Source organism: Mesorhizobium loti, assembly GCA_014189435.1.
Lineage (GTDB): Bacteria > Pseudomonadota > Alphaproteobacteria > Rhizobiales > Rhizobiaceae > Mesorhizobium > Mesorhizobium loti_G.
On the sequence record CP050293.1, the window covers coordinates 5644652 to 5658101 of the forward strand.

Genomic DNA, 13450 nt, shown 5'->3' on the forward strand with positions numbered 1-13450 from the left:
ACGCCTATCTCGGCGTGACCCGCATCGGTAGACCACCTTGCGGCTGTGTCGTCAGTTTCTGCACCGGCCAGGGTTTGGTTTCGGCGGTGGTGTCGAAGCGGAAGCGCGACAGCATGATCGCCAGCGCGATGATCGCCTCCTGCATGGCGAAGCTGGCGCCGATGCAGACGCGCGGACCGGCGCCAAACGGCAGATACTGGAAGCGGTCGATCTTTTCGCGATTTCCCGGGTGGAAGCGCTCCGGCAGGAAGGCGTTCGGCCGGTCCCACAGCTTCCTGTGGCGATGCACGACCCATGGCATCACCAGCACCGCGGCGTGCTTGGGGATATAAAGATCCTTCCACATTTCCGGCTCGATCGGCTCGCGGTTGATCGACGGCGCCGGCGGATAGAGCCGGAGCGCTTCGTCGAAAGCCGCGCGCGTGAACGGCATGGCATCGAGCCATTTCGTCGGATCGGGCTCGCGTGCGAGCACCCGGTCGATCTCCTGTTCGACCCGGTTGCGCTCCCACGGTGATTCCGCGAGGCAATAGAGCGTCCAGCCGAGCGCACGCGCGGTCGTCTCATGGCCGGCGCCGATGAAGGTGATGATGTTGTCCTCGACCTCGGCTCGCGTCAGTCCCTCCGGCCCCTCGGCCTTGAGCAGCAGCGTCAGGAAATCCTGCGGCACCCCATCGGGGTCGCGCTTGAATTTCTCTTCGCGCATCTTGACCGTATCGGTGACGATCTTGCGGAAATAGGCCATGGTCTTGCGACCGCGGATGCGGGTGAGACGCGGCAGCCAGTCGGGCGCGCGCAACAAATCGAGCGGGTCGACGCGGCCCATGGTCTCGAACAGGCGGTCGATCTCATTGGCGAAACTGCCGGGCTCGCCAGCGATCTCGCCGGAAAACAGCGTCTCGGCCAGGATGTCATAGGTGAGCAGCGTCATGTCATGGGCGATGTCAGACGTGCCGCCGTCTTCGTAGCGGGTGACGAAGTCCTGCGTGCGCCTGAGCATCGGCTGGGCGAAGCCGAAAATGTGGCGCGGCGTGAACACCGGCGCCATCGCCTTGCGCGACCGCTTCCAGACTTCGCCCTCGGCGGTCAGCAGGCCGTCGCGAAGGATCGGGCGCAGGATCTTCTGACGCACCGTCGCCATCTTGTAGTTCCTGGCGTTGTCGACCAGCACGTGGCGGATAAGGCCTGGATCGTTGGCGACGATCAGATGTCCGCCAACGCCATTCGCCGAAATCCAGGGCTCGTTGTAGGTGTGCTCACCCCACAGTTCGAGCGGATTGCGGTAGACGATGCGGATCATCTCCAGCGTCGAGGGCGGCGTCGTGCGCGGCTTCGGCGCCGGGGGGACGAATGGGGCGGGCTGGATGTCCATGCTGTGCTCCGCTGATGACCCAATGTAGTGGGCCGCAAAGCAGGCGTCCATGTGACCGAACGGCAAGACCCCTGCTCTCCGGCCCCCTGCTCTCCGGAATGTGACCGGTTACCGCGAAGTGCCTTCTTGTTGCCCCGAGCGGCATGGCTTAGGTGGCAGTCACCAATAGATACCGCCACCGCAGGAGCCCATCTTGAAGCACCAGTTGAACATCATCATCGGCAGCACGCGGCCTGGCCGCACCGGACCGGTTTTTGCCGAGTGGCTGGAGAGGTTCGCGCGCGAGCACGGAAAGTTCGAGCCGGTGCTGACCGACATCGATACGTTCAAGCTTCCGGTGCTGGACGAACCGCACCATCCACGGCTTGGCAACTACCAGAACGACCATACCAAGGCCTGGTCCAAGGCGATCGACGCCGCCGATGCCTTCGTCTTCGTGGCGCCGGAATACAATTATTTCGTGGCGCCGGCGATCGTCAACGCGATCGACTATCTCTCGCGCGAGTGGAAGTACAAAGCTGCCGCCATTTTCAGCTATGGCGGCGTCTCCGGCGGCCTGCGTGCGGCGCAGGCGCTGAAGCCGCTGCTGACCTCGGTGGGTGTCATGCCGATCTCGGAAGGCGTCGCCCTGCCGATGTATCAGAAACTGCTCGACGAGAACGGGGCTTTCAACGCCAGCGAACAGGTGCAGGGCGGAGCCAAAACCATGCTCGACGAGCTGTCGCGCTGGAGCGAGGCCTTGAAGCCGATGCGGGCTGCCTGAAAGCGCTGGTCTTCCACCAAAAGCCCGGCTTGCTCATGCCATAAAGAGGTGGAATGTTCGCGCAAATGAACAAGCCGGGGGGCGGTTCGACTTGCGTTTGCTTTTTGCCTTGCTGCTGACGCTCATGACCGCCGCCACGGCGATGGCTGAGCGGCGCGTAGCCTTGGTCATCGCCGCCGACGACTACCGCCTGATCCGGCCGCTTGCCAACCCGGTTCATGACGGCGAGGCGATGGAAGCGGTGCTGAAGAAGCTCGGCTTCGAGGTCGTTCTCGAAACCAATCGCGACCTGCGGCGCATGCGCCGCGCGCTCGACGATTTTCGCGACGATGCCAAAGGCGCCGATGTGGCGCTGGTCTATTTCTCCGGCCATGGCGTGGAAATCTCGGGCAACAACCGGCTGCTGCCGGTCGACGCCGACGCCTCCTCGCTCGATGCCCTGGAGAAGACCAGCCTGCCGTTGGAGGAGGTGCGCGACACCGTGGCGGCCACCGCCAAGGTCGGCTTGATCATGCTCGATGCCTGCCGCAGCGATCCCTTCTCGGGAAGCAGCGGTGAAGGGCGCGGCGCGACGTCGCTGGCCAAGGATGTCGCCGACAAGGTGAAGCCGGGTCTCGGCCGGACTGGCCGCGCGGAAAACATCCTGTTTGCCTTTTCCGCCGCACCGGGTGAGACGGCCGCCGACGGAGCCGGCCAGAACTCGCCATTCACGACGGCGCTGACCAAATATCTCGGCACCGACGGGCTCGAGATCCGATCGGTGCTGACGCTGGTGCAGCAGGAGGTCTACGACCTGTCGCGCGGCAAGCAACTGCCTTACGTCGAGAGCGGCCTGCCGCAGCTCTTTTTGCCGCGAAAGCCAGGCAGGATTTGCCCGAGCGCGAGCGCCTGTTGCTCGCCATGGCCGATGTGACGCCCGAAATGCGCGGCCAGGTCGAGCAGATCGCCAGTGACGCCGATATGCCGCTGGCGCCGCTTTATGGCGCGCTGATCGGTCTCGACACCAAGCACCTTTCCGCCGAGAGCCTGGACGCCAGCCTACGCGAGGCGGCGGACGCCTTCGTCAAGGTGCGCGGCGAGATGAAGACGCTGGCCGCCGACGATCCGCGTGTGGCGGAACTGCGCCGGCAGGCCGAGGAGCAACTGGCCCTGGGCGCCTTCGACGCGGCACAGGCAAAGCTGGCGGAAGCGGCCGATATCGACGAAGTGTCGCGCAAGGCGCTGAAGGTGAATTTCGTCGACCGCACGCTGTCGCAAGCCGCAACACTGTTCCTGTCGGCGGGCGCGGCACGCGCGGACCTCAACTATGCGGCGGCCATCAAGGGCTATGAAACCGTGCTGTCGCTGTATGGCGAGGCCGGGCAAACCTCGCTCAGCCTGGAACAGGCCGACCGCCAGAGCCGCACGCTGGAGGAACTCGGTATCCTCTATACGACGGTCGGCAATGTCGAGGCGGCCGGCCGCGCCTTTAGCGCATTGTTGGCCAACCTCGAGCAGCGGTCGCGTCAGGAAACCGATCCAAGCGTCAAGCGCGATCTCGCCATCAGCCATATCAAGCTCGCCAACATCAAGATGGTACAAGGCGACCTGCCAACCGCCCTGGAAAACTACGAGGCCGCGAGGGACATGCTGCAGGGCCTGATCGCAAGCCTGCCGGACGAGAAAGGCTGGCTTGGCGATCTGGCCATGGCCAATGACAAGATCGGCAACGTGCTGGCGACGCAAGGCGATGTTGGCGCGGCGGCCCAGGCCTATCAGCAAAGCCTGTCGATCAAGCGGCAATTGGCCGATGCGGAGCCGGACCGCGCCTATTTGATGCGCGATCTGACCATCACCTATGATGAAATCGGCGACCTTGCCCGTACCGCCGGCCAGTTGGACAGCGCCCAGACGGCCTTTGAAGAGAGCCTGAGAATTCGGCTGGCACTGGCCGAGAACAAACCCGATGACCCTGAGCGCCAGCGCGCCGTCTCCGTCAGCCATGAAAAGATCGGTGACGTGCTGCGCGAGCGCGGCGACCCCGCCGGTGCACTCGTGGCCTACAACCAGAGCCAGGCGATCGCCGAAGAGCTGGTGCGCCGCGACCCCAACGATACCGATTTGAAGCGCGACCTGTCGATCAGCTACGCCAAGGCCGGCAATGCGCTGAGCGACCAGAAGAGCTGGTCGCCAGCACTGGCTTCCTATCAGCAAGCGCTTGATATAGCGCGCGAACTGGCCGCCACCGATCCTGGCAACACAAACTGGCAGCGGGACCTGTCGGTCTGTCTGGAGAAGGTCGCCGGTGTGCTTGACGTCCAGGGCGATGTCGGCGGCGCGCTGCAAAACTATCAGGACAGTTTTGCCATTGCCGACCGCCTGGCCAAGCTCGACCCAGCCAATTCCGACTGGCAACGCGACCTGTCGATCACGCTCTCGGAAATCGGCATGCTGGAGACCAAGCAGCGCCACTTCGAGGGCTCCAGGAAAGCCTTCGAAGCCAGCCTCGGTATCCGCCAGCGGCTGGCCCAGTCCGATCCGGACAATGCGATCTGGCAATTTGATCTGGTGCAAGCCTACATCAACTATGCCTATGTGGCGAAGGATCCCAAGGCGGTGCTGACCAAGGCGCTCAACCTGACGCTGGAGCTCGACCGCACGGGCCGGCTGGCGCCCAGGGACAAATCCACCGTCAAATATTTGCGCGGTCTTCTCGCCAAATTCGGCGCCCGAAAAAAATAGCCGGCTGCCGGCTCGGTATTCGACCCGGAAATGCCCGCAAACCTTGGAAAAACCGCCTTTTGCGCCTATATCTAGCGCATATCAGAGGCGCGATTCGGGGCCGATTTTTCGAGCCGTGCAAACGGCACCCAGACAACAGGTTTTCATGAGCGATCAGATCGACAACAACAACGGCGCTGAAGCCGAATACGGCGCTGATTCCATCAAGGTTTTGAAGGGGTTGGATGCTGTCCGCAAACGCCCCGGAATGTATATCGGCGATACCGACGACGGTTCGGGCCTGCATCACATGGTCTATGAGGTGGTCGACAACGCGATCGACGAGGCGCTGGCGGGCCACGCCGACCTCGTCACCGTGACGCTCAACCCCGACGGTTCGGTCACCGTGATCGACAATGGCCGCGGCATTCCGACCGATATCCACACCGGCGAAGGCATTTCGGCGGCCGAAGTGATCATGACGCAGCTGCATGCCGGCGGCAAGTTCGACCAGAACTCCTACAAGGTCTCGGGCGGCCTGCATGGCGTCGGCGTCTCGGTGGTCAATGCGCTTTCGGCCTGGCTGAAGCTCAGGATTCGCCGCAATGGCCAGATCTTCGAGATGAGCTTCACGCATGGCAATGCCGACGCGCCGCTGAAGGCCACCGGCAGCTATGAGCAGGACAAGCAGCCCGGCACCTATGAAGGGCGCAGCGGCAGCGAGATCACCTTCTTCCCGTCGTCCGAGACCTTCACCATGGTCGAGTTCGATTTCGGCACGCTGGAGCACCGGCTGCGCGAGCTCGCCTTCCTGAATTCCGGCGTGCGCATCATTTTGACCGATGCCCGCCATGCCGACGTCGTGCGCCATGAACTGCACTATGATGGCGGGCTGGAAGAGTTCGTCAAATATCTCGACCGGGTGAAGAAGCCGCTGATCGACAAGCCGATCGCCATCAAGGCCGAGCGCGACGGCATCACCGTCGAAGTGGCGATGTGGTGGAACGACAGCTACCACGAGAACGTGCTGGCCTTCACCAACAACATCCCGCAGCGCGACGGCGGCACCCATCTGGCCGGTTTCCGCGGCGCGCTGACACGCCAGATCACCGGCTATGGCGAATCCTCGGGGCTGACCAAGAGGGAAAAGGTGGGGCTGATCGGCGACGATTGCCGCGAGGGCCTGACGGCGGTGCTGTCGGTCAAGGTTCCCGACCCGAAATTCTCCTCGCAGACCAAGGACAAGCTGGTCTCGTCCGAAGTCCGCCCCGTGGTTGAAGGACTGGTCAACGAGGCTCTCGGCACCTGGCTCGAGGAACATCCGGCCGAAGGCAAGGTGGTGATCGACAAGGTGATCCAGGCCGCCGCGGCGCGCGAGGCGGCGCGCAAGGCCCGCGACATCACCCGCAAGAGTTCACTCGGCATCACCTCGCTGCCCGGCAAGCTGGCCGACTGCCAGGAACGCGACCCGGCGAAATCCGAGATCTTCATCGTCGAGGGTGACTCCGCCGGCGGCTCGGCCAAGGGCGGCCGTTCGCGCCAGAACCAGGCCATCCTTCCGCTGCGCGGCAAGATCCTCAATGTCGAGCGGGCCCGTTTCGACCGTATGCTCGGCTCCGAGATGATCGGCACGCTGATCACCGCGCTCGGCACCTCGATCGGCAAGGACGAGTTCAACGCCGACAAGTTGCGCTACCACAAGATCATCCTGATGACCGACGCCGACGTCGACGGCGCCCATATCAGAACCTTGCTGCTCACCTTCTTCTTCCGGCAGATGCCGGAGCTGATCGAGCGCGGCCATCTCTACATCGCCCAGCCGCCGCTCTACAAAGTGACGCGTGGCAAGAGCTCGCAATACATCAAGGACGAGAGCGCCTTCGAGGAATTCCTGATCGGCTCGGGTCTGGAGGAAGCATCGCTTACACTCGGCTCGGGCGAGGTTCGCATCGGACAGGATCTGCGCGGCGCCATCGATGACGCGCTGGCCGTGCGCCAGCTGATCAACGGCCTGCATACGCGCTACAACAGGGGCGTGGTCGAGCAGGCGGCGATTGCCGGCGGCCTCAACCCGGACGTCTTTACCGATCTCGCCCAGGCCAACGCCATGGCCGAGCGCATCGCCAAGCGTCTCGACATCATCGCCGAGGACACCGAACGCGGCTGGACCGGTCGCATGTCGACCTCGAACGAGGGCATTGGCGGTTATGTGTTCGAGCGCACGGTGCGCAGCGTCAAGGAATACGCGCATCTCGATCTGGGGCTGATCAATTCGGCCGATGCACGTCAGCTCGACCGCTATGCGCCGCGCCTTACGGAAGTCTATGGCGAACCACCGGTGCTGCGCCGCAAGGATGTCTCGGAGACCATCTCGGGGCCGATGGCGCTGCTCAACGCGGTCTTCGCGACCGGGCGCAAGGGCCTGACCATGCAGCGCTACAAGGGTCTCGGCGAGATGAACGCCGAACAGCTTTGGGAAACCACGCTCGATCCGAACGTGCGCTCGCTGCTGCAGGTCAAGGTCAACGACGCGACGGATGCGGATAGTCTGTTCTCGCGGTTGATGGGCGACGAGGTCGAACCCAGGCGTGAGTTCATCCAGGACAACGCGCTGTCGGTCGCCAATCTGGATATCTGATCTCGATATTCTATTCTCTGACGTTGGCGCGCCGCGGCGCGCCAATTGTTCCACCCGTGGTAAACAAAATCATTTTATAACCCGCCGGAACGGAAGTCCCCTCGGGACATTGTGACAACATCGATCACAATTTCTCACAGGAGGCCTTCATGGGACGCGGAATTTTGCTCTGGTTGCTCGGTATTCCGATTCCGATCATCATTCTGATCATGCTTTTCGTACGATAGGGGGAATTCATGCAGTCCACCCTATCGGCTGTCGACGTTTCCACTTCAACAGAATCATCCGCCACGGCCGTCAGCTGGGGACCGATCATCGCCGGCGCCTTCGCGGCCTCGACGTTGACCTTCATCCTCATGCTGCTTGGTTCAGGCCTTGGGCTGAGCATGGTGTCACCCTGGTCTGGCTCCGGCGCGTCGGTCACGACCTTCGCGGTCTCCACCGCGATCTGGCTGGTCGTCGTGCAATGGCTGTCCTCCGGTGTCGGAGGCTACCTTGCCGGACGCCTGCGCACGAAATGGGTCGGCATCCACACCGACGAGATCTATTTCCGTGACACTGCCCACGGCTTTTTGGCTTGGGCGCTGGCCACCTTGCTCGTCGTCGGTGTCCTGGGCTCGGCGCTTTCCGCTGCGGTGGGTTCAGGCGTGCAGGCAGTCTCGACCGTGGCGTCGGGCGCCGCCATGGGTGCGTCGGCCGGTGCATCCGACAATGCTGGTGGCGCTGCTGCTGACAATGCGACGTCCTACTTGGTGGATTCGCTGTTTCGTCCGGCTGATTCGAGCAAGCTCACGGCGGTCAGTCCAGACGGCGATGCGGCCGCGATCGGGCAGGCCTCGCGTATCCTGGTCGCAAGTGCCGTGGCAGGCGAAATCTCGGCCGACGACAGGACCTATCTGTCGCAACTGGTCGCCGCCCGCACCGGCCTCTCCGAGGCCGACGCCAGGGCACGTGTCGATGCCCTAATCGCCAAGGTCCAGGACGCCAAGGTCAAGGCACAACAGGCCGCCGACACCGCCAGGAAGGGCAGCGCGACTTTTGCCTTGCTCGGTGCCTTGTCGCTGGTGATCGGCGCCTTCATCGCCAGTGCGGCAGCCGCTCTCGGCGGCAGGCAGCGCGACGACGAAGAAGCGGTGTTCCTGACCAGCCGCTGATCTGGACCTGAGGCAGATCGATCCACTCCGGGCCAAAACCCCGGGGTGGATTTTTGTTTAAATTGCCAGGCGGCGCGTGGAGTCTCGATCCCGTTCGCCGTTCTCATTTTTCGGAAGTCATAGCCGGCGCTTCCGCTTGGCTCGGCTCCAGCTTGCGGCCGAGGTCGACAGCGTCACGCAGCACGGCAAGATGCGAGCGAGCGCCGGCGGCGACCTCGACACCGGTCGCCGCCAGCGACCAGTACAGGGTGTGGGTGAAGACGCGACCAAGTGAGCTGTGCAGCTCGACCTGGATATTCTCCACACCCGGACCGAAATTTTCCGCCATCGGCCCGGAGATCGGATCGCCCGTCAGCCAGCCATTGCCGCGGTCGAAGATGTTGGTCCAGCGCGTCGCCGCAAACACCGCGCCATGATGCACGGCGCGCTGCGGCTTGCCCGAACGGTTGCGGCCTTCCTGATAGAGCACGGTGCCACCAGCCGCTGCCCCTTCGGCAATCGGCGGGCACGCCGAGAACAGCCGCTCGGCGATGCCGCGCCTGAATTCGGCGAGATTGTACGTCACCAGGAATTCGCTGTGGGTCAGAGGGCTGCCAAGGGTGACGAAATCGCTGATCTTCCAGGGCCGATGGTCGGCATCGCCAGTGCGCAGTTGCCGGTAGAGCTCCCACTGATCGCGCCGGAAGCCGGCGAGATCGTCCAGGCTGCCGGGCCAAGCCGAACCGTCGGCAACAAGCGTCGCCTTGTCGATGGCGTGAATCGCCTTCAGTTTCGCCTTGTCGCGGATGGCCTCCAGTTTTCGAGGCCTGAAATCGGCCCACAAGATCTGCAAAAGGTCATAGGCGATCATCGACCCAAGGCTGTGCGAGACCAGCACGATCCGGTCGTAGCCATCGTCCATCATCAGACGCTTCAGCAGCTTCAGGCCGCGCTCACGGATCAGTGCGCGCTTCTCGACCGTCGCCGCTTCGGCGCGCACATAGGCGGCGACATCGCCGAAATAGGGAAGGCCAAACCGGTCCACCGCCCAGATGATGAACGAGGCCAGGATGGTGACGAACAGAGCGGCGGCCCAGGAGATATAGTGCTGCCAAACCGAGGTCGCGAGCGCGATCATCGCGCCCAGGACGACGATGACGGCCAGAAGAGTGACGAGATAGAGCTTGCGGGCGTCGTGCGGAATGTCGGCGGGCTTGCGCCACAGCAGATTTGTCACCCAGGCGGCAAGCCGCCCCCGCGTCGTGCCCTGTGTGATGTCGGCCCAGTAGAGCTCGTAGAAATCGGTGCGGCGGTCATCGACATCGTAAGGCGTGGTGATGCGCCGAAGTTCGTATGAATTTGTCCGGCTGTCGGGTGTGATCCAGCTCTGGTTGATCTTCGCGCCGGTGGGGTCGGCCGGATCGGCGACATGAGCATAAAACGGCGCGCGGCTGGGATCATGGCTCCAGACGGCCTGGACAAAACCGCGCAGCGTATCCATCGGCCGCTGTTCGCCCATGCCATGCACGATCACCACCGCCTGGCTCAGCTTGTGCGGTGCCTTTCCGGTGACCGGCGATGCGACGGGATCGAGCACCAGCGCCTCCGTTGACGACAATCCCGCCGGCGAGACGGGAAGCCGTCATCGTAGCGCTGAAACCCCCGTCAAGCCAAGAAAGCCCAGCCAAGAAAAAGCCCGGCGCGAAGCCGGGCGTTTCTTGTCTCAGTGCTGATCGCCGATCAGTGATCCATGGCCTTGACGATTTCCTCGGTCATCTTCTTGGCGTCGCCGAGCAGCATCATGGTGCCGTCCTTGTAGAACAGCGTGTTGTCGATGCCGGCATAGCCGGAACCGAGCGAGCGCTTGACGAACAGGCAGGTGCGGGCCTTGTCGACGTCGAGGATCGGCATGCCGTAGATCGGCGACGATTTGTCGTCGCGCGCGGACGGGTTGGTGACATCGTTGGCGCCGATGACATAGGCAACGTCGGCCTGCGCGAATTCGGAGTTGATGTCCTCGAGTTCGAACACTTCGTCGTAAGGCACGTTGGCTTCGGCGAGCAGCACGTTCATGTGGCCGGGCATGCGGCCGGCCACCGGGTGAATGGCGTATTTGACGTCGACGCCGTTGGCTTTGAGCTTGTCGGCCATTTCGCGCAGCGCATGCTGAGCCTGGGCAACCGCCATGCCGTAGCCCGGCACGATGATGACTTTCTGCGCGTTCATCATCAGATAGGCGGCGTCGTCGGCCGAGCCCTGCTTGACCGTGCGCTCGATGCCGTCGTCGGCCGCTACCGCCGTCTCGCCGCCGAAGCCGCCGAGGATGACCGAGATGAAGCTCCGGTTCATGCCCTTGCACATGATGTAGGACAGGATCGCGCCGGACGAGCCGACCAGCGCGCCGGTGATGATCAGCGCCAGATTGCCGAGCGTGAAGCCGAGTGCGGCCGCCGCCCAACCCGAGTAGGAATTCAGCATCGAGACGACGACCGGCATATCGGCGCCGCCGATCGGGATGATCAGCAGTATGCCGAGCACCAGCGAGGCGGCGACGATCAGCCAGAACACCAGCTTGGCCTCGGTGGTCACCAGCAGAACGATCAGGACGACGAGCGCGATGGCAAGCGCTGCGTTGATGAAGTGACGGCCGCCGATCATGATCGGCTTGCCGGACATGCGGCCGTCGAGCTTGAGGAAGGCGATGACCGAGCCGGTGAAGGTGATGGCGCCGATGGCGACGCCAAGGCTCATCTCGATCAGGGCCTGGGCATGGATGTCGCCATCCGTGCCGATGCCGAAGCTTTCCGGGGCATAGATGGCCGCGGCAGCCACCATGACGGCGGCGAGGCCGACGAGGCTGTGGAAGGCAGCGACCAGTTGCGGCATAGAGGTCATGGCGATGCGGCGCGCGGTGACGGCGCCGACGCCGCCGCCAATGGCAAGGCCAAGCACGATCAGGCCGAAGCGGCCGGCGGACGGGGTCGCCAGCGCCAGTGTGGTGGCGATGGCGATGCCCATGCCTATCATGCCGTAGAGATTGCCCTGGCGGCTGGTGGTCGGATGCGACAGGCCGCGCAACGCCATGATGAACAGGACGCCGGAGACCAGATAGAGGAAGGACGCGAAGTTGGCGTTCATGGCGCTCTACTTGTCCTTCTTCTTGTACATGGCCAGCATGCGCTGGGTGACGAGGAAGCCGCCGAAGATGTTGACCGAGACCAGCATCAGCGCGACGAAGCCGAAGCCAGCCGCAACACCGGAGGCGGCGATGCCGACGGCAAGCAGCGCGCCGACGACGATGACCGAGGAGATGGCGTTGGTGACGGCCATCAGCGGCGTATGCAGCGCCGGGGTCACCGACCAGACGACGTAGTAGCCGACGAAGATCGCCAGGATGAAGATGGCGAAGCGGAAGACGAAGGGATCTATGGCGCCGCCGGACAGCGCATGCGCGGCATCACCCGCGGCATCGGCACCACCGGGTGCGGTCGCCATATTGTGCACCGCCAGCCGGACGGCGGCGGAGGCCTGGTCGAGCTGGTCGAGGGCTTTCTGCAGGGTCTGGTCCATCACGCGATCCCTTTCGGCTTCGACGAGGGCGACTTGGATGCGGCCGCCTTCTTGGGCGCGGCTTTCTTGGCAGCAGGCGAAGCGTCGGCGACCATGGTCTTGGCCGGGATCGCGGCCGGCTCGACATGAGGCTGCTGGTCGGCCTTGGCGAAGGCCGGATGAACCACCTTGCCGCCATCGGTCAGCATCGTTGCCTTGACCAGATCGTCGTCGCGATTGATGGCGAGCGTCTTGGTCGTCTTGTCGACCAGCGTTTCGAGAAAGGCAAACAGGTTCCTGGCGTAAAGCAGCGATGCCGACGCCGCGATGCGGCCGGGCACATTGAGGTGGCCGACGATTTTTACGCCATTGGCCGTTGTCACCACTTGGCCCGGTACAGCACCCTCGACATTGCCGCCACGTTCGACCGCCAGGTCGACGAGCACCGAGCCCGGCTTCATCGAGGCGACCATCGCCGCCGACACCAGCTTCGGCGCCGGCCGACCTGGGATCAGCGCCGTGGTGATGACGATGTCCTGCTTGGCAATGTGCTCTGATGTGAGTGCCGCCTGCTTGGCCTGGTATTCCTTCGACATTTCCTTGGCGTAGCCGCCGGCCGTCTCGGCAGCCTTGAACTCCTCGTCCTCGACCGCGAGGAACTTCGCGCCGAGCGAGGCTACCTGTTCCTTGGCGGCGGGGCGAACGTCGGTGGCTGTGACGACCGCGCCTAGCCGGCGCGCGGTGGCGATCGCCTGCAGGCCGGCAACGCCGACGCCCATGATGAAGACCTTTGCCGCCGGCACCGTGCCCGCCGCCGTCATCATCATCGGCAATGCGCGATCATATTCCGAAGCGCCGTCGATCACCGCCTGATAGCCGGCAAGATTGGCCTGCGAGGACAAGACGTCCATCGACTGGGCGCGGGTGATGCGCGGCATGAATTCCATCGAGAAAGCGGTGACGCCGGCCTTGGCAAGGGCTGCCACGGCGGCATCGTTGCCATAGGGATCCATGATGGCGATGACCGCCGTACCGGGCTTGTAGCTCTTCAGCTCGGCATCACCGGGCCGACGCACCTTCAGCACCACATCGGCCTTGGCGACATCGGAAGCCTTGCCGATGGCGGCGCCAACGCTCGCATAATCGGCATCGACGATGCGCGAATTCAAACCGGCACCGGCCTCGACAACGACGTCGAAGCCCAGCGCCACCAGCCGTTTCACCGTGTCGGGCGAGGCCGCGACGCGCGGCTCGTTGGCATCGAGTTCACGAGGGATGAAAACCGTCTGTCCCAC

At 63.8% G+C, this 13450-nt stretch carries 8 protein-coding genes and 1 pseudogene; 4 read left to right on the forward strand and 5 right to left on the reverse strand.

The window, feature by feature from the left end; translation table 11 throughout:
• Nucleotides 1-4: 4 nt before the first annotated feature.
• Entirely contained in the window at nt 5-1372 is a 1368-nt protein-coding gene (locus HB777_26955; protein ID QND67205.1) for a cytochrome P450, read from the reverse strand.
• Between the two features lie 193 nt (nt 1373-1565).
• Here HB777_26955 and HB777_26960 point away from each other — a divergent pair, with 193 nt between their 5' ends.
• The 4 genes and pseudogenes from HB777_26960 (at nt 1566) to HB777_26975 (ending at nt 8627) form a co-directional block, all read left to right on the forward strand.
• Nucleotides 1566-2135: an NAD(P)H-dependent oxidoreductase gene (locus tag HB777_26960; GenBank protein QND67206.1), complete on the forward strand. Its 570-nt coding sequence runs from the start codon at nt 1566-1568 to the stop codon at nt 2133-2135.
• A gap of 142 nt (nt 2136-2277) precedes the next feature.
• Nucleotides 2278-4856: pseudogene (locus tag HB777_26965) on the forward strand (peptidase C14).
• 145 nt (nt 4857-5001) lie between these two features.
• Nucleotides 5002-7473 (forward strand): DNA topoisomerase (ATP-hydrolyzing) subunit B, encoded by a 2472-nt coding sequence (gene gyrB / locus HB777_26970; GenBank protein QND67207.1) that lies wholly within the window; start codon nt 5002-5004, stop codon nt 7471-7473.
• A 236-nt stretch (nt 7474-7709) separates the two neighbouring features.
• Complete coding sequence (locus HB777_26975; protein QND67208.1) at nt 7710-8627, forward strand: hypothetical protein; 918 nt, start codon at nt 7710-7712, stop codon at nt 8625-8627.
• Nucleotides 8628-8730: 103 nt separating this feature from the next.
• On the opposite strand, the gene HB777_26980 is transcribed toward HB777_26975, so the two are convergent.
• The 4 genes from HB777_26980 to HB777_26995 form a co-directional block, all read right to left on the reverse strand.
• A complete protein-coding gene (locus HB777_26980; GenBank protein ID QND67209.1) occupies nt 8731-10203 on the reverse strand; it encodes a hypothetical protein in 1473 nt (490 codons plus the stop codon).
• A 143-nt stretch (nt 10204-10346) separates the two neighbouring features.
• The gene (locus tag HB777_26985) at nt 10347-11744 is read right to left on the reverse strand and encodes an NAD(P)(+) transhydrogenase (Re/Si-specific) subunit beta (protein ID QND67210.1); all 1398 of its coding nucleotides are present in this window, start codon (nt 11742-11744) and stop codon (nt 10347-10349) included.
• A gap of 6 nt (nt 11745-11750) precedes the next feature.
• Nucleotides 11751-12176 carry an NAD(P) transhydrogenase subunit alpha gene (locus tag HB777_26990; protein QND67211.1) on the reverse strand — a complete coding sequence of 142 codons (426 nt, stop codon included), beginning with the start codon at nt 12174-12176 and terminating at the stop codon, nt 11751-11753.
• On the reverse strand, nt 12176-13450 hold the full coding sequence (locus tag HB777_26995; GenBank protein QND67212.1) for a Re/Si-specific NAD(P)(+) transhydrogenase subunit alpha: 1275 nt from the start codon (nt 13448-13450) through the stop codon (nt 12176-12178). Before HB777_26995 ends, HB777_26990 begins: the two co-directional genes overlap by 1 nt.